This is a genomic window from Variovorax sp. LARHSF232 (genome assembly GCF_052871435.1).
The window spans coordinates 1-14310 of record NZ_JBIXJS010000015.1 but is presented as its reverse complement, the minus strand read 5'-3'; the positions used below and the strand labels follow the sequence as shown (position 1 = coordinate 14310).

General features: G+C 65.6%; 23 protein-coding genes. 3 read left to right on the top strand and 20 right to left on the bottom strand.

The genetic code is table 11. The annotated features are described in order from the left end of the window. Positions 1-79: 79 nt before the first annotated feature. The 4 genes from ptsP to ACIPRI_RS25255 all read right to left on the bottom strand — a co-directional run bounded on the left by ptsP (position 80) and on the right by ACIPRI_RS25255 (position 3180). Positions 80-1885 carry a phosphoenolpyruvate--protein phosphotransferase gene (ptsP, locus tag ACIPRI_RS25270; RefSeq protein ID WP_446624262.1) on the bottom strand — a complete coding sequence of 602 codons (1806 nt, stop codon included), beginning with the start codon at positions 1883-1885 and terminating at the stop codon, positions 80-82. Beyond that, positions 1882-2151 (bottom strand): HPr family phosphocarrier protein, encoded by a 270-nt coding sequence (locus tag ACIPRI_RS25265; protein ID WP_446624261.1) that lies wholly within the window; start codon positions 2149-2151, stop codon positions 1882-1884. Before ACIPRI_RS25265 ends, ptsP begins: the two co-directional genes overlap by 4 nt. After that, complete coding sequence (locus ACIPRI_RS25260) at positions 2120-2578, bottom strand: PTS sugar transporter subunit IIA (RefSeq protein ID WP_446624260.1); 459 nt, start codon at positions 2576-2578, stop codon at positions 2120-2122. Before ACIPRI_RS25260 ends, ACIPRI_RS25265 begins: the two co-directional genes overlap by 32 nt. 65 nt (positions 2579-2643) lie before the next feature. Further along, complete coding sequence (locus ACIPRI_RS25255; RefSeq protein ID WP_446624259.1) at positions 2644-3180, bottom strand: hypothetical protein; 537 nt, start codon at positions 3178-3180, stop codon at positions 2644-2646. Positions 3181-3266: 86 nt separating this feature from the next. Between ACIPRI_RS25255 and ACIPRI_RS25250 the strand changes: the two genes are divergently transcribed. After that, positions 3267-3767 (top strand): TlpA family protein disulfide reductase, encoded by a 501-nt coding sequence (locus ACIPRI_RS25250; protein ID WP_446624258.1) that lies wholly within the window; start codon positions 3267-3269, stop codon positions 3765-3767. A gap of 143 nt (positions 3768-3910) precedes the next feature. On the opposite strand, the gene ACIPRI_RS25245 is transcribed toward ACIPRI_RS25250, so the two are convergent. After that, the gene (locus ACIPRI_RS25245; RefSeq protein WP_446624257.1) at positions 3911-4360 is read right to left on the bottom strand and encodes a c-type cytochrome; all 450 of its coding nucleotides are present in this window, start codon (positions 4358-4360) and stop codon (positions 3911-3913) included. Between the two features lie 169 nt (positions 4361-4529). Here ACIPRI_RS25245 and ACIPRI_RS25240 point away from each other — a divergent pair, with 169 nt between their 5' ends. Beyond that, positions 4530-5240, top strand: a complete 711-nt coding sequence (locus tag ACIPRI_RS25240) for a cytochrome b/b6 domain-containing protein (protein WP_446624256.1) — start codon at positions 4530-4532, stop codon at positions 5238-5240. Further along, complete coding sequence (locus tag ACIPRI_RS25235) at positions 5237-5809, top strand: GNAT family N-acetyltransferase (protein WP_446624255.1); 573 nt, start codon at positions 5237-5239, stop codon at positions 5807-5809. Before ACIPRI_RS25240 ends, ACIPRI_RS25235 begins: the two co-directional genes overlap by 4 nt. Here the strand turns inward: ACIPRI_RS25235 and ACIPRI_RS25230 are convergent. The 15 genes from ACIPRI_RS25230 to ACIPRI_RS25160 form a co-directional block, all read right to left on the bottom strand. Further along, positions 5806-6312, bottom strand: coding sequence for a redoxin family protein (locus ACIPRI_RS25230; protein WP_446624254.1), 507 nt, complete (start codon positions 6310-6312; stop codon positions 5806-5808). The genes ACIPRI_RS25235 and ACIPRI_RS25230 overlap by 4 nt on opposite strands. 90 nt (positions 6313-6402) lie before the next feature. Next, entirely contained in the window at positions 6403-6672 is a 270-nt protein-coding gene (gene rpsQ, locus ACIPRI_RS25225) for a 30S ribosomal protein S17 (RefSeq protein WP_446624253.1), read from the bottom strand. 9 nt (positions 6673-6681) lie between these two features. Further along, positions 6682-6915, bottom strand: a complete 234-nt coding sequence (gene rpmC, locus ACIPRI_RS25220; protein WP_446624252.1) for a 50S ribosomal protein L29 — start codon at positions 6913-6915, stop codon at positions 6682-6684. Between the two features lie 17 nt (positions 6916-6932). Further along, the gene (gene rplP / locus ACIPRI_RS25215; protein ID WP_446624251.1) at positions 6933-7349 is read right to left on the bottom strand and encodes a 50S ribosomal protein L16; all 417 of its coding nucleotides are present in this window, start codon (positions 7347-7349) and stop codon (positions 6933-6935) included. A 28-nt stretch (positions 7350-7377) separates the two neighbouring features. Then, a complete protein-coding gene (gene rpsC / locus ACIPRI_RS25210; RefSeq protein WP_446624250.1) occupies positions 7378-8283 on the bottom strand; it encodes a 30S ribosomal protein S3 in 906 nt (301 codons plus the stop codon). A 16-nt stretch (positions 8284-8299) separates the two neighbouring features. Then, a complete protein-coding gene (gene rplV, locus ACIPRI_RS25205; protein ID WP_007838134.1) occupies positions 8300-8632 on the bottom strand; it encodes a 50S ribosomal protein L22 in 333 nt (110 codons plus the stop codon). 9 nt (positions 8633-8641) lie between these two features. After that, positions 8642-8920, bottom strand: a complete 279-nt coding sequence (rpsS, locus tag ACIPRI_RS25200) for a 30S ribosomal protein S19 (RefSeq protein ID WP_007838132.1) — start codon at positions 8918-8920, stop codon at positions 8642-8644. Positions 8921-8931: 11 nt separating this feature from the next. After that, positions 8932-9756, bottom strand: a complete 825-nt coding sequence (rplB, locus tag ACIPRI_RS25195; RefSeq protein WP_446624249.1) for a 50S ribosomal protein L2 — start codon at positions 9754-9756, stop codon at positions 8932-8934. A 3-nt stretch (positions 9757-9759) separates the two neighbouring features. After that, complete coding sequence (gene rplW / locus ACIPRI_RS25190) at positions 9760-10095, bottom strand: 50S ribosomal protein L23 (protein WP_446624248.1); 336 nt, start codon at positions 10093-10095, stop codon at positions 9760-9762. After that, the gene (gene rplD, locus ACIPRI_RS25185; protein ID WP_446624247.1) at positions 10092-10712 is read right to left on the bottom strand and encodes a 50S ribosomal protein L4; all 621 of its coding nucleotides are present in this window, start codon (positions 10710-10712) and stop codon (positions 10092-10094) included. Before rplD ends, rplW begins: the two co-directional genes overlap by 4 nt. After that, on the bottom strand, positions 10712-11389 hold the full coding sequence (rplC, locus tag ACIPRI_RS25180) for a 50S ribosomal protein L3 (RefSeq protein WP_446624246.1): 678 nt from the start codon (positions 11387-11389) through the stop codon (positions 10712-10714). Before rplC ends, rplD begins: the two co-directional genes overlap by 1 nt. A gap of 220 nt (positions 11390-11609) precedes the next feature. Continuing rightward, positions 11610-12125, bottom strand: coding sequence for a hypothetical protein (locus ACIPRI_RS25175; protein ID WP_446624245.1), 516 nt, complete (start codon positions 12123-12125; stop codon positions 11610-11612). A gap of 10 nt (positions 12126-12135) precedes the next feature. Next, on the bottom strand, positions 12136-13707 hold the full coding sequence (locus ACIPRI_RS25170; protein ID WP_446624244.1) for a hypothetical protein: 1572 nt from the start codon (positions 13705-13707) through the stop codon (positions 12136-12138). 134 nt (positions 13708-13841) lie between these two features. Next, complete coding sequence (gene rpsJ, locus ACIPRI_RS25165; RefSeq protein WP_028250951.1) at positions 13842-14156, bottom strand: 30S ribosomal protein S10; 315 nt, start codon at positions 14154-14156, stop codon at positions 13842-13844. A gap of 23 nt (positions 14157-14179) precedes the next feature. After that, a partial coding sequence (locus ACIPRI_RS25160) for an EF-Tu C-terminal domain-related protein (protein WP_446624325.1) occupies positions 14180-14310 on the bottom strand: 131 nt, incomplete at its 5' end.

The window sequence follows — 14310 nt, the reverse complement described above, 5'->3', positions numbered from 1 at the left end:
CGCGGCCAGCGCCGCCATGTCCTTTCGCCGCCGTTTCGGCGTGTTTCGTTTTATGTCGACGGCGGGCGCAAAAAAAAATTCAGGAAGCCTTGAGCGCCATGGCCGCCGCCGGGTCTTCGGCGTCGATCACGCCCTGCGCCCAGGCTTCCAGCTTGCCGATGTCGGCGCGCAGCACTTCCTGCTTGACGGCCAGGATCTGCGAGGGATGCATCGAAAAGCTGCGCAGGCCCAGGCCCAGCAGCAAGCGGGTGAAGTTGACGTCGCCCGCCATCTCGCCGCACACGCTCACGGGCTTGCCCTGGCGCCGGCATTCGGCAATGGTGTCGGCCACCAGGCGCAGCACGGCCGGGTGCGCCGGGTCGTACAGGTGCGCCACCGATTCGTCGGCGCGGTCGATCGCCAGGGTGTACTGGATCAGGTCGTTGGTGCCGATCGACAGGAAGTCGAAGTGCTTGAGGAAGGTGCGCAGCGTCAATGCGGCCGCCGGGATCTCGATCATCGCGCCGACCTTCAGCACGCCATAGGCCACGCCGCGGTTGTCCAGTTCGGCGCGGGCAAAGTCGAGCAGCGACAAGGTCTGGCGGATCTCGCTGGCATGGGCCAGCATCGGGATCAAGAGGTGGATCTCGCCGTGCGCCGCCGCGCGCAGGATGGCGCGCAGCTGCGTGAGAAACATCGACGGGTCGGCCAGGCTCCAGCGGATGGCGCGCAGGCCCAGCGCCGGGTTGAGGTGCGAGTCCTCGCGCAAGGCAGGCTTGCCATCGAGCGGCTTGTCGGCGCCCACGTCGATGGTACGGATGGTCACCGGCATGCCCTGCATGCCGTCGAGCGCGCGCTTGTAGGCCTGGTACTGCTCTTCTTCATTGGGCAGGCGGGCGAGTTGCTGCGCCTCGCGGCCCATGAAGAGGAATTCGCTGCGAAAGAGCCCGACGCCGACGGCGCCGGCCTTCACCGCACCCAGCGTATCTTCCGGCATCTCGATGTTGGCCAGGAGGTCGATGCGCTGGCCATCCAGCGTGACGGCCGGCTTGTGGCGCAGGCGCGAGAGGCGGCCGCGCTCCAGGTCGCCCTGGCGCTGCTTGAAGCCGTACTCGGCCAGGATGATGGGCGAGGGGTCGATGATGACCACGCCGCTGTCGCCGTCGATGATGACCCAGTCGTCCTGGCGTACCAGCTGGCTGGCGCTGCGCGCGCCCACCACCGCGGGGATGTCCATGCTGCGCGCCACGATGGCGGTGTGCGAGGTGCGCCCGCCGACGTCGGTGACGAAGCCGGCGAACACGCTCTTCTTGAACTGCAGCATGTCGGCCGGCGAGAGATCGTGCGCGATCAGCACCAGCGGCGCGTCGATGGCGTCGGCGTCCATGGGGCCGTCGTCTTCGTCGGCGTGCTTGTGGCGCGGACGCGGCGGGGTCGGCGCCAGCACCGCGGCGCTGCCCTTCATCTGGTGCAGCATGCGCTCGACCACCTGCTCGAGGTCGGCCTTGCGCTCGCGCAGGTACTCGTCCTCCATCTCGTCGAACTGGCGGGCGATGATTTCCAGCTGCGTGGTGAGCGCCCATTCGGCGTTGTAGAGGCGCTCGCTGATCCAGTGCTTGACGCCGCCGGTGAGGGCCTCGTCCTGCAGCAGCATCAGGTGCACGTCGAGCAGGGCGGTCAGTTCGTGCGGCGCCTCGCTGGGGCCCATCTGCGCCACGCTGGCCTGCAGCCGGTGCAGCTCCTCGGTGACGGCGTTTCGCGCCACGCGCACGCGGTCGATCTCGGCCTCGACCTCCTGCGGCTTGATGAAGTAGTGGGCCACGTCGATGCGGCTGGACACCACCATGACCGCGCGCCCGATGGCGATGCCGCGGGCAACCGGGAGGCCGTGGATCGAGAGCGTCATTCGCCTTCGCCGAACTTGTCGTCCATCAGGGCCACCAGCGCGTCCATGGCTTGCTGTTCCTGCTCGCCGTTGGTTTCGAGCTCGATGGTCACGCCAAGGCCGGCGGCCAGCATCATGACGCCCATGATGCTCTTGGCATTGACGCGGCGCTCGCCGCGCGAGAGCCAGACCTCGCAGGGAAAACTGCCTGCCAGCTTGGTGAGTTTGGCCGAGGCGCGTGCATGCAGCCCGAGCTTATTGCTGATGGTCACGGATTTCTTGATCACTGTGCTTTCTTTTTGCCTGATTCTGCGGCGCCGCCACCGCCACCTGCATGACACCCGAGGTGCCTCCCGCGATGGCCCGCTGCACCTGGGCGTCCAGCGGTTCGTGCCGGTAGGTCACGGCGCGCAAGAGCATGGGCAGGTTGACCCCGGCCACCAGCCTGGAATGGGTGCCGTCCACGAGCTTTTGCGCCACGTTGCAGGGCGTGGCGCCGAACACGTCGGCCAGCACCAGCACCTTGGCGCGCGGCGAGCGGCCCAGCAACTGGGCCAGCGTGATGCGCGCGGCGGCCAAGGTCTCTTCGGGCGAGACGTTGGGCTGCACATCGATGCCGGCGATGTCTTGCTCGCAGTCCGGGAACACATGCAGCGCGCACTGGCGCAATGCGTGCGCCAGCGGAGCGTGGGCGATGAGAAGGATGCTGTTCATGCGTTGCGGGAAGCGCGGCCTGCCTGATTATGAGCGCCCGCCGATCAACAGCTTCCCTTGGTCCCTCAAGGCAGGCGCAACCCTTCGAAGAACGTCTGAACCGCCTCTGGCGCCGACGGCGCGCCGAGCACCGTGGCCTGATACAGCGAAACCGCGCCGTTGCGCTGCGTATGGGCGAACCACAAGAGCCGTATCTGCTGCTGCGCCCGGCTGGCCTCGACAAGCAGCGGCGCCGGAACGGCTGCCGCCCGCGCCACGCTGGCCGGGCGCTCGTCGACGCTGCCGCCGGCCCATTGCGCGCGGGCCTGGTCGCGCCAGGCGGCCAGCCAGCGCTGGGCTTGTGCCGCATCGGCCGCGCTGGCCTGGGCCACGGCGAAGGTGGCGCCGCCGGCTTCACAGCCGGCCATGCGGACGGCGACCGATTGGGCACCCAAAGGCAGATCCCGTTGGGCTCGATCCGGCTTGCAGGGCAGCAACGCGACCAGTTCGGCGTCGCCGCCCAGCGGCACCTCACGCCAGTTGAAGACCGGGCTGCAGGCGCCGGCCAGGAGGGCCGCGGCGCCGGCGATGCAGGCGGCGCGCCGCATGGAGGGAAGGCTCATGGGGCCGCCATTATGGTGGCCGCCGCGCACCAGGCACGTCTTGGCCGCGGGAACTAAAATCGCAGCCTCCGCTCGATCATCCGCCCATGAAAAAGACCGCTGCCATTGCCGCCGCCCTCGCGCTTGCGCTGGCCGTCGGCGTGGGTGTCTACCTGAACACCGGCGTGACTGCTGCGCCGGCCTCCACTTTTGTGCTGCTCGATGGCAGCAAGAAGAGCACCGACGACCTCAAGGGCAAGGTCACGCTGGTCAATTTCTGGGCCACCAGCTGCACCACCTGCGTGGCCGAGATGCCCAAGGTGGCGGCCACCTTCCAGAAGTACCAGGCGCAGGGCTACGACACCCTGGCCGTGGCCATGAGCTACGACCCGCCGGCCTACGTCGTGAATTTCGCGCAGACGCGCAAGCTCCCCTTCAAGGTGGCGATCGACAACACCGGCGCGGTGGCCAAGGCCTGGGGCGACGTACAACTCACCCCCACCACCTACCTGGTGAACAAGCGCGGCGAGATCGTCAAGCGCTATGTCGGCGAGCCCGACTTCGCCGAGCTGCACAAGCTCATCGAAAAGCTCCTCGCCGAAGCCTGAGCGCAAAAGCCGCCCAGCAGCGCAGCAGGTCTCTTTTCAAGTCCCGCACCGCGGAACCGGCTTTGCCGGGCCGCAGGTGAGGTCCCCTCCTCGGGAGGTGGCGAATTACACGCAGCGCAGCGCAGTGAAAAGCCGGGAGGCTTCTACTTCTTCCTGAAGTCGTCGTGGCAGGCCTTGCAGGTCTCGCCCACCACACCGACCTGGGCCTTGATCGCAGCCAGGTCACCGCCCTTGGCCACCACCTGCAGCTTGCTGGTTTCGGCCTGGAGCTTCTCGTTCAGCTCCTTGAACTTGGCCTGCTCCTTCCAGATCTCGGGCCGGGCCTTGCCGCCTTCCGTGCCGGCGCCGAAGGCCGGCCAGGGCAGCTTGGACACGGTGGCCACGATTTCCGCATTGGCGGCCGCTGCCGCCGCATCGAAGGGCGCGCGGCCGTTGGCCATGGCGGCGATCCGGCCGAAATGCTGGTTCTGGATGAACATCGCACTTTGCCGATAGCTGATCGCATCTTCGGTCTTGGCAAATTGGGCGGCGGCCGGGGATCCGACCAGAGCGCCGGCCGTGGCCAGCAGCAGCGAAGCAAGGCGAATGACCATGGTGAACCTCTTTTTGTGAACGTGGGGACGCCGCTCCGGTTCGGCCGGCGAGCCAGTTTAGGACCTTTCGGATGCGCATAGAAACAACCCCGAGTCAGCGCACCCCGCAGCTTTGTTAATCTGCGCCTTCGTCCATTTGCTCGCGCCGACTGCCGCGTCCGCCCGCTTCATGCCCGACCCTTCCTCCCTGTCCACCGGCTTCACCGAGCTCGAAGCCGGTCCGACATTGCGTGTGCGGGTGTGGGACCTGCCGACGCGGATTTTTCATTGGGCGCTGGCGCTGGCGGTGATCGGGCAGCTCGTCACCGGCCTGTCGGGCCTGATGGAATGGCACTTCCGCAATGGCTACCTGTTGCTGGCGCTGCTGCTGTTCCGGCTGGTCTGGGGCTTCATCGGCGGGCATTGGTCGCGCTTTGCCGCCTTCGTCTATTCGCCCGGCGCGCTGCTGGACTACCTGCGCGGACGCGCGCGGCCGGACCACCTGGTGGGCCACACGCCGCTGGGCGCGCTATCGGTGTTCGCCCTGCTGGCCGTGCTGGCGGCGCAGGTGGCCACCGGCCTGGTGTCCGACGACGAGATCTCTGCCGCCGGACCACTGACCCGCTTCGTCTCCAGCGCCACCGTCAGCCTGGCCAGCACGTGGCATGTTGCCGTGGGCAAGTGGATCATCCTGGCGCTGGTCGTCCTGCATGTGCTGGCCGTGCTCTTCTACGTGGGCGTGCGCCGCCAGCAACTGGTGAAGCCCATGATTTCCGGTGACAAGCTGCTTGCGCAGCAGGCAGCGCAAAGCCGCGACAACGCGGCCGCGCGCCTGCTGGCGCTGCTCGTCTTTGCCTGCTGCGCGGGCTTCGCCTATTGGATTTCGACCTTGCGCCTATGAGCTTTTCTGCCTCCCGTCCGCTGCCGCTGGCGGACACGCCCAATGTGGTGATCGTCACGGCCGAGGAAGCGCACGAGATCGACGCGGCACGCGCGATCTTGCGCGAGTACGCGGCTTCGCTGACTGTGGACCTGAGCTTCCAGAATTTCGAAGAAGAATTGGCGGCGCTCCCCGGCGACTATGCCGAGCCGCGCGGCGCCTTGCTGCTGGCGCTGATCGACGCGCAGCCCGGCGCCGTCGGGCCCTTGCTCACCCGAGGTGACGGGCGCCCGGCCCACGTGGCGGCCTGCTGCGCGCTGCGGCCCCTGGATGCGGCCGACTACCCGAATGCGGCGGAAATGAAACGGCTGTACGTGCGCCCGGCCTTTCGTGGCATGGGGCTGGGGCGGCAACTGGCCGAGGCCGTGCTCGATGCCGCCCGCGGCGCCGGCTACGCCTGCGTCCTGCTCGACACGCTGGACGACATGGAAGCGGCCCGCACGCTCTACGAAGAGCTGGGTTTCGAGGAAGTGCCGCCCTACTATCACAACCCGATCGCGGGCTCGCACTACCTGAAAGTCGAGCTTTAGCCCTTGGCTTGCTTGAGCAGGGTGTCGGCGTCGCTGACTTCGAACTTGCCGGGGCCTTCCACGTTGAGCGCGGCCACCTTGCCATCTTTCACCAGCATCGAATAGCGATTGCTGCGCAGGCCCATGCCGCGCGATGTCAGGTCCAGGGTCAGGCCGGTGGCCTTGGCGAAGTCGGCGCTGCCATCGGCCAGCATGCGCACCTTGCTGCCGGTCTTCTGGTCGCGCGCCCAGGCGCCCATGACGAAGGCGTCATTCACGCTCACGCACCAGATCTCGTCGACGCCGGCGGCCTTGAAATCGTCCGCGTGCTGCACATAGCCGGGCACATGCTTGGCCGAGCAGGTCGGAGTGAAAGCCCCCGGCAGCGCGAACAAGGCAATGGTCTTGCCGGCCGTTGCCTTCGCCACGTCGACCGGATTCGGCCCGATGCTGCAACCCTCGCCTTCGACTTCCGAATATTCCTGCAGCGTTGCCTGCGGCAGCGTGTCGCCAACCTTGATCATGTATGTGCTCCGAAAAAAAGAAAACGGCCCACATTGTGGGCCGTTTTTGCGTCCGCCGTCAGGCGGCGGACAAGCGAAGCGCTGATCGTCTTAGACGATGGCAGCCTTTTCGACCAGGCGCGTGGCGACCCAGTTCTTGGTCTTCGAGATCGGACGGCTTTCCGTGATCTCGATGACGTCACCCAGCTTGTACACGCCATTTTCGTCATGGGCGTGGTACTTGCTGGTCTTGGCCACGATCTTGCCGTAGAGCTCGTGCTTGACACGACGCTCGACCAGCACGGTCACGGTCTTGGCGCGCTTGTCGCTGACGACCTTGCCGATCAGGGTGCGCTTGAGGGATTTTTTAGCTTCCGTCATGTTCACTCCTTACTTGGCGGCTTGCTCTTGCTTTTGGGCAAGAATGGTCTTGGCGCGAGCGATGTCGCGGCGCGTCACGCGCAGCTGCGACAGGTTGCTCAGCTGTTGCGTGGCCTTCTGCATGCGCAGGCCGAAATGGGCCTTCTGCAGGTCCTTGATTTCGGTTTGCAGGCCAGTCACGTCTTTTTCGCGCAGGGCCACAGCCTTGCTCACCTTGGCGGTCTTCTTGGATCCGGTTGCCATGTTCATGTCCTCCTGGATCAAGTGCCGAGCTGGCGAGCGACGAAAGTGGTGCGCAGCGGCAGCTTGGCGGCAGCCAGGCGGAACGCTTCGCGGGCGAGTTCTTCGGGCACGCCGACGATCTCGTAGATCACCTTGCCCGGCTGGATTTCAGCCACGTAGTACTCGGGGTTGCCCTTGCCGTTACCCATCCGCACTTCTGCGGGCTTGGTAGAGATCGGCTTGTCGGGGAACACTCGAATCCAGATGCGGCCACCGCGCTTCACGTGACGCGAGATCGCGCGACGAGCGGCTTCGATCTGGCGCGCCGTAAGGCGGCCGCGATCGATCGACTTGAGGCCGAAGTCACCGAAGGAGACGGCGTTACCGCGCGTCGCGACGCCGGTGTTGCGACCCTTCTGTTCCTTGCGGTACTTTCTGCGTGCAGGTTGCAGCATGTTTCTTACTCCGTAGTTCTAAGACCGATTACTCGGTCTTGGAGCCGTCCGCTGCTGCAGCGGGCGCGGCTTTGCGGACGCGCTTAACGGCTGGTTTCGGGGCGTCTGCACCACCGGCTTCGGCGGGCTTGTCGCTGCCGTCGGCCGGAGCGGTGTTGCCACCGATCGGGCCACGGGCACCGGCGCGCGGACCACCACGACGATCCGAACCGGGGCGATCGCCACCAGGACGGCCATCACGGCGGGGACCGCGCGGGCGGCGCTCTTCGTCCGGACGCGGCGTTTCGACGGCCGGCAGGTCGTTGCGACCCAGCGTGTCACCCTTGTAGACCCAGACCTTGACGCCGATGACGCCGTAGGTGGTCTTGGCTTCCGAGGTGCCGTAGTCGATGTCGGCGCGCAGCGTGTGAAGCGGCACGCGACCTTCGCGGTACCACTCGCAACGAGCGATTTCGATGCCGTTCAGGCGGCCCGACGACATGATCTTGATGCCCTGGGCACCCAGACGCATGGCGTTCTGCATGGCGCGCTTCATGGCGCGGCGGAACATGATGCGCTTTTCGAGCTGCTGGGTGATCGAGTCGGCGATCAGCTGTGCATCGATTTCGGGCTTGCGCACTTCTTCGATGTTGACTGCCACCGGCACGCCCAACTGCTTGCCCAGTTCGCGCTTGAGGTTCTCGATGTCCTCGCCCTTCTTGCCGATCACGACGCCCGGACGTGCCGAGTAGATCGTGATGCGGGCGTTCTTGGCGGGGCGCTCGATCAGCACGCGCGAAACCGACGCGTTCTTGAGCTTCTTCTTCAGGTACTCGCGCACCTTGATGTCTTCGGCCAGCATGCCCGCGAAATCGCGGTCATTGGCGTACCAGCGGCTGGCCCAGTTGCGGCTGACCGCAAGGCGGAAGCCGGTCGGGTGGATTTTTTGTCCCATAGTCTTCCAGGCCTACTTAGTTGCCAACCGTCACGTACACATGGCACGTGGGCTTGCTGATGCGATTGCCGCGACCCTTGGCACGGGCCGTGAAGCGCTTGAGCGTGGCGCCTTGCTCGACGTAGATGGTCTTGACCTTCAGTTCGTCGATGTCGGCACCGTCGTTGTGCTCGGCGTTGGCAATGGCCGACTCGAGCACCTTCTTGATGATCACAGCGGCCTTCTTCTGCGTGAACTGCAGAACGTTGAGCGCTTGATCAACCTTCTTGCCGCGGATCAGGTCGGCGACCAGACGGCCCTTGTCGACCGAAAGGCGGACGCCGCGGAGAACTGCACGTGTTTCAGACATGGTCGTTCCTTACTTCTTCTGGACTTTCTTGTCCGCGGGGTGCCCCTTGAACGTGCGCGTGAGCGCAAATTCGCCGAGCTTGTGGCCGACCATCTGGTCGGTGATGTACACAGGCACGTGTTGCTTGCCGTTGTGCACAGCGATGGTCAGGCCGATGAACTCGGGCAGAACCATCGAGCGGCGCGACCAGGTCTTGATCGGCTTTTTGTCCTTGGTGGTCACCGCCTTGTCGGCCTTGGCCACGAGGTGGTGATCGACGAACGGACCCTTTTTGAGAGAGCGAGTCATGAACGTGTCCCTTACTTCTTGCGACGCGACACGATGAAGACTTGCGTGCGCTTGTTGTTGCGGGTGCGATAGCCCTTGGTGAGGTTGCCCCACGGATCGACCGGGTGACGACCTTCGCCAGTCTTGCCTTCGCCGCCACCGTGCGGGTGGTCAACCGGGTTCATCACCACACCGCGGACGGTCGGGCGGATACCCATGTGGCGCTTCACACCGGCCTTGCCGAGCTGGCGCAGGCTGTGTTCTTCATTGGCGACTTCACCGATGGTGGCGCGGCACTCGATGTGGATCTTGCGAACTTCACCCGAGCGCATGCGAACCTGTGCGTACACGCCTTCGCGTGCCAGCAGGGTTGCAGACGTACCAGCCGAACGCGCGATCTGCGCACCCTTGCCGGGTTGCAGCTCGATGCAGTGGATGGTCGAGCCCACGGGGATGTTGCGGATCGGCAGCGTGTTGCCGGCGCGGATCGGGGCTTCCGAACCGCTCAGCAGCGTTGCGCCGGCTTCCAGGCCGCGCGGAGCAATGATGTAGCGACGCTCGCCGTCGGCGTAGCACACCAGAGCGATGTGCGCCGTACGGTTCGGGTCGTACTCGATGCGCTCGACCTTGGCCGGGATGCCGTCCTTGTTGCGCACGAAGTCGACGACGCGGTAGTGGTGCTTGGCACCGCCGCCACGATGACGGATCGTGATGTGGCCGTTGTTGTTGCGGCCGGCCTTCTGGAACTGGGGTTCCAGCAGGGCTGCATGCGGAGCACCCTTGAACAGGTGATCACGCGAGATCTTCACCGCGCCACGTTGGCCCGGCGAAGTGGGTTTCATCTTGATGACGGCCATGATTTAAGCGCCCTCTCCGACGAGGTTGAGCTCTTGACCCTGCTTGAGCGTGACGTAGGCCTTGCGAACATTGTCGCGGCGGCCGACGGACTTGCCGAAGCGCTTGGTCTTGCCCTTGATGTTGGCGACGGACACGCCCTTGACCTCGACCTTGAACATCAGTTCAACAGCGGCCTTGATCTCCGGCTTGGTGGCGTCCTGCAGCACCTTGAAAGTGACGGCATTCGACTTCTCGCCGACCATCGTGGCCTTTTCGGACACGATCGGGGCGACCAGCACCTGCATCAGGCGGCCTTCGTCGAACGAACGTTGTGCGGGGGTGGGGTTCACGCGGCTCATGCGAACATCTCCTTGAGCTTGTCGACGGCGCCCTTGGTCACCAGCACCTTCTTGTAGTGCACCAGCGACACGGGGTCGGCGTAACGCGGCTCCACGACCAGCACGTTCACGAGGTTGCGCGAGGCCAGGTACAGGTTCTCGTCGACTTCCTCGGCGATCACGAGCACGGACTCGAGGTTCATCGCCTTGAACTTGGCGGCCAGCGGCTTGGTCTTGGGCGAATCGACCTTGATCGAATCGACCACGGCCAGACGGCCTTCACGGGCGAGCTGCGAGAAGATGGACGCCATGCCGGCGCGGTACATCTTCTTGTTGATCTTCTGGGTGAAGTTTTCTTCCGGGCTGTTCGGGAAGATGCGGCCGCCTCCGCGCCACAGCGGCGAGGAAGTCATACCGGCACGGGCGCGGCCCGTTCCCTTTTGCTTGAAAGGCTTCTTGGTCGAGTGCTTGACCTGCTCGCGGTCCTTCTGGGCACGGGTGCCCTGGCGCGCGTTGGCCTGGTAAGCGACGACGATCTGGTGAACCAGGTCTTCGTTGTAGTCACGACCGAAAACGGTCTCGGGGGCGTCGTACTTCGACGCGGCTTGACCCTGTTCGTTCAGGAGTTCGAGTTGCATCACTTCGCTCCTTCTGCGGCGGCCTTGGCCTTGATGGCCGGACGGACGGTCACGAAACCGCCCTTGGCGCCGGGGATCGCACCCTTGATGAGCAGCAGTTGACGCGCTTCATCGATGCGGATGACGTCCAGGTTCTGCGTGGTGCAGGTTTCGTCGCCCATGTGGCCGGTCATCTTCTTGCCCGGAAACACGCGGCCCGGATCCTGCGCCATCGAGATCGAGCCCGGCACGTTGTGCGAACGGCTGTTACCGTGCGACGCGCGCTGCGACTTGAAGTTGTGACGCTTGATGGTGCCTGCGAAGCCCTTGCCGATCGAGGTGCCTTGCACGTCGACCTTCTGGCCCACCGCAAACACGCTGCTCACGGCGATCGCGCCGCCAGCGGTGTGCTGGGCAGCCGCATCGGCAGTGACGCGGAATTCGCGGATGATTTCACCGGCTTCGACACCCGCCTTGGCGAGGTGGCCGGCTTGCGGCTTGGTCACGCGCGAAGCTTTGCGCGCGCCGAACGTCACCTGCAGGGCAACGTAGCCGTCGGTCTCTTGGGTTTTGATCTGGGTCACGCGGTTGTTGGACACATCCACCACCGTGACAGGAACTGCATCCCCGTCATCGGTGAAGAGACGCATCATCCCCACCTTGCGGCCCAGCAACCCCAGGGAGTTGCTCAGACTCATGGTTTTTTCTCCAAGACTTCCGCCGCTGCCACTTCAATTGGCGACAGCGTTGGCACCGAGTTACAGGCGCCGCGAAAGAAGGTTGATAAATCTCTACCCGCACCGCCCCAGCAAAAAGACTAAGGCGCAAAAAAGGCAGAGCCAAGGATTATAGCCTGCGCTAGCTATTTCGCGCAAGCGCAGCAAAACCCCCGGGTGGGGCGGAGCCCCGCCCTGCCCCCTATTTGACCGGCATCGAACGGATCTTGTCGCCCTTGGGCGTGCTTTGGAGCTTGTCGCTTTTGGCGGCTGGCGGCGCTCCGGCTTGCACGGCGATCGAGGTGGAACTGCTGACGCCGTACTGCGTGGTGAAGACGTTCAAGTAGCGCAGGCCGTCCGATTGCGGCACCACCGTCAGGTTGAAGGTACTGGGCCGGCCGGCCTCGAGCCGCACCGGGGTGCCGTCGGCGCCCTCCAGCTTCAGCTCCCGGTCGGCGGCGAAACGCACCGAGGCATCGGGATCGGTGACGCCCGACAGCACGACCACCACGCGGGTCGCGCGTCCGGCCACCGGCTCTCCCTCGAGGCGGTGGCGGACGTCGATCCCGGAACCGCTGGGCTTCTTGGCCGCCTGCGCCATGGTCTTGCCACCGGCCGGCGCGGAGCCCGCGCTGGCCCATGCCAGGTGGCCCGCCGGGACGAGCGCCAGCGAGGAAAGGGCGATGCCCAGGATCTGGCGGCGGCTTCGCGTATGCATCGGATGGTCTTCAGGGTTGGACGTTGATCTGGAAGCAGGTCCTGTCGGACGAGTCGTTGGCGTCATGCAAAGCCACAACGACGTCGCCGGCCGGCAGGCTGACAGCCAGGGATTCGCTCGCGCCGAGGCCGGTGGCCGAAGCCAGGCGGGCGCCAGCGTAGACGTTGAAATCCGGGTCGGCATTGCCCGGCCCGTTGACCGTCACGTTGTAGCGGCCGGCGGTCTGGACCGTGTAGCGCAGGTACACGAAGCTGCCCAGCTTGTTGTACGCGCCGAAGCTGTTGCTGACACAGGCCTGGGCGGCGGCGCCCACGCTTGACTGCTTGTACAGCGGCAACACCAGGTCCGACAGTCCGCCGCCATTGGTTTCCTGGGTGCCCCAGGGGTCATCGGTCGCGCCGCTGATCGCCTGGCCCATCAGCGCGGAGCTCAGTTCGGAGCGGCTCGAAGGCAGCACCGCGGCGTAGGCCGCGGCAAAGGAATGGATGGTGGTCAGCGCCGGCATCGTGCGCAGGGGCCCCGACATGGCCTGGTGGAAGGCGGCAAAGCCGTGCAGGCTGTGCAGCCGCCAGAGCACCGACTGGACCGAGGCTTCGCGGTACCAGCCGGCCGGGCTGTTGGCGCCGGCGCTGAGGTCCATATCGGTGCCGGGCCCCTGGCCCACACCGATCGAATCCGTGTAGCGCGACTTCCCGAGCGCCATGCCGGACCAGGCGTTGCCCCAGCCCTCGGAAAAGGCCAGCCGCTGGTCCAGCCGGTCGTTGAAGCCGTGCGGGCCGCCGGGCGAATCGTCGCGGCTGAAGGCGTGCTGGTAGTAGTGCCCCCATTCGTGGGCAATGACCGAGTCGTCGTACTCGTCGGTGTCCACATCCTCCTTGCCCAGCACGTAGATGGCGGCACCTGCGCTGTCGTTGGTGTAGGAGGTGGTGCCGATCTGGCCCGCCGCCACCGAGCCGCTGGCGGGCACGTTGTCGGGGCTCCAGAACACCCGCAGCGGCGGGAAGCTGGCCGCGGGCGCCACGGTACGCACCTTGGCCATGGCCCGCTGGGTGGTGTCGAGGATGGCGAAGGGGCCGGCCACGCGTTCGCCGGTGTAGCGCGCGCCGCCCCAGCCGGAAGGCGCATGCAGATCGCGCATGCCGGCGCCGGCGGCGATCGAGAAAACCGGCGACTCCATGGCATAGATGGCGTTGGCCTGCGTGTTGTCACGCACGCTGACGTTCCAGCTGGGGCCTGGCCCGTCGCGCAGGGATTGCGCCCGCACACGCACGCGCACCGCGCTGTGGGCCGGCACCTGAAGCGAATAACCGCCTTCATCGTCGGTGCTGGTGCTGGCCAGGACGGCATCGCCGCTGGCGCCGAGCACGTCGACGACGGCGCCGCGAACCGGTTTGGCGCTGATGGCGGCGTAGTTCAATGCCCCCTGCGCACCGGTGCCCACCGAGTCGAAGCTGACCTTGCCGCTGAGCGCGACGGCAGGGCCGCCGCCGGAACCACCACCGCCTCCGCCGCCGCAACCCGCCAGCGCGAGACCCATCACAGCCCAGACGGCCGCCGCGCGGACCTTGGCTTCCAAACTCATCAGCAGATTCCTTCTTTTCGGGCGCGATATTGCTTGGGCAGCCATGCTACATCTGTCTCGGGGACAAGGATGAAAGTAAAAAGCCCGACCGCATTGCTGCGCTCGGGCTTTGCTGAATCAAAGCGAAGAATGCTTTATTGCAGCTTGATCTCGACGTCCACGCCAGCCGGCAGGTCGAGCTTCATCAGCGCGTCCACGGTCTTGTCGGTGGGGTCGACGATGTCCATCAGGCGCTGGTGCGTGCGGATCTCGAACTGGTCGCGGCTGGTCTTGTTGACGTGCGGCGAACGCAGGATGTCGAAACGCTTCATGCGAGTCGGCAGGGGCACGGGGCCCTTGACGATCGCGCCAGTGCGCTTGGCGGTGTCCACGATCTCGGCGGCCGACTGGTCGATCAGCTTGTAGTCGAAGGCCTTGAGGCGGATGCGGATTTTTTGCTTGGTAGCCATGGTTCTTGATTCCTCTTGCGGGATTACGCGAGGATCTTGGCCACGACGCCCGAACCCACGGTGCGGCCACCTTCGCGGATGGCGAAGCGCAGGCCCTCTTCCATGGCGATCGGAGCGATCAGCTTGACGGTGATCGACACGTTGTCGCCCGGCA

Excerpts from the sequence above, each read along its gene's own strand:
- ACIPRI_RS25230 (WP_446624254.1), bottom strand. The coding sequence starts at position 6,312 with ATGATCAAGGTTGGCGACACGCTGCCGCAGGCAACGCTGCAGGAATAT.
- rplP (WP_446624251.1), bottom strand. The coding sequence starts at position 7,349 with ATGCTGCAACCTGCACGCAGAAAGTACCGCAAGGAACAGAAGGGTCGC.
- rplW (WP_446624248.1), bottom strand. The coding sequence starts at position 10,095 with ATGAGCCGCGTGAACCCCACCCCCGCACAACGTTCGTTCGACGAAGGC.
- rpsJ (WP_028250951.1), bottom strand. The coding sequence starts at position 14,156 with ATGGCTACCAAGCAAAAAATCCGCATCCGCCTCAAGGCCTTCGACTAC.
- ACIPRI_RS25170 (WP_446624244.1), bottom strand. The coding sequence starts at position 13,707 with ATGAGTTTGGAAGCCAAGGTCCGCGCGGCGGCCGTCTGGGCTGTGATG.
- ptsP (WP_446624262.1), bottom strand. The coding sequence starts at position 1,885 with ATGACGCTCTCGATCCACGGCCTCCCGGTTGCCCGCGGCATCGCCATC.
- ACIPRI_RS25175 (WP_446624245.1), bottom strand. The coding sequence starts at position 12,125 with ATGCATACGCGAAGCCGCCGCCAGATCCTGGGCATCGCCCTTTCCTCG.
- ACIPRI_RS25235 (WP_446624255.1), top strand. The coding sequence starts at position 5,237 with ATGAGCTTTTCTGCCTCCCGTCCGCTGCCGCTGGCGGACACGCCCAAT.
- ACIPRI_RS25255 (WP_446624259.1), bottom strand. The coding sequence starts at position 3,180 with ATGAGCCTTCCCTCCATGCGGCGCGCCGCCTGCATCGCCGGCGCCGCG.
- rpsC (WP_446624250.1), bottom strand. The coding sequence starts at position 8,283 with ATGGGACAAAAAATCCACCCGACCGGCTTCCGCCTTGCGGTCAGCCGC.
- ACIPRI_RS25245 (WP_446624257.1), bottom strand. The coding sequence starts at position 4,360 with ATGGTCATTCGCCTTGCTTCGCTGCTGCTGGCCACGGCCGGCGCTCTG.
- rpsQ (WP_446624253.1), bottom strand. The coding sequence starts at position 6,672 with ATGACGGAAGCTAAAAAATCCCTCAAGCGCACCCTGATCGGCAAGGTC.
- rpmC (WP_446624252.1), bottom strand. The coding sequence starts at position 6,915 with ATGGCAACCGGATCCAAGAAGACCGCCAAGGTGAGCAAGGCTGTGGCC.
- ACIPRI_RS25250 (WP_446624258.1), top strand. The coding sequence starts at position 3,267 with ATGAAAAAGACCGCTGCCATTGCCGCCGCCCTCGCGCTTGCGCTGGCC.
- rplB (WP_446624249.1), bottom strand. The coding sequence starts at position 9,756 with ATGGCCGTCATCAAGATGAAACCCACTTCGCCGGGCCAACGTGGCGCG.
- rpsS (WP_007838132.1), bottom strand. The coding sequence starts at position 8,920 with ATGACTCGCTCTCTCAAAAAGGGTCCGTTCGTCGATCACCACCTCGTG.
- ACIPRI_RS25260 (WP_446624260.1), bottom strand. The coding sequence starts at position 2,578 with ATGAACAGCATCCTTCTCATCGCCCACGCTCCGCTGGCGCACGCATTG.
- rplV (WP_007838134.1), bottom strand. The coding sequence starts at position 8,632 with ATGTCTGAAACACGTGCAGTTCTCCGCGGCGTCCGCCTTTCGGTCGAC.
- rplC (WP_446624246.1), bottom strand. The coding sequence starts at position 11,389 with ATGAGTCTGAGCAACTCCCTGGGGTTGCTGGGCCGCAAGGTGGGGATG.
- ACIPRI_RS25240 (WP_446624256.1), top strand. The coding sequence starts at position 4,530 with ATGCCCGACCCTTCCTCCCTGTCCACCGGCTTCACCGAGCTCGAAGCC.
- rplD (WP_446624247.1), bottom strand. The coding sequence starts at position 10,712 with ATGCAACTCGAACTCCTGAACGAACAGGGTCAAGCCGCGTCGAAGTAC.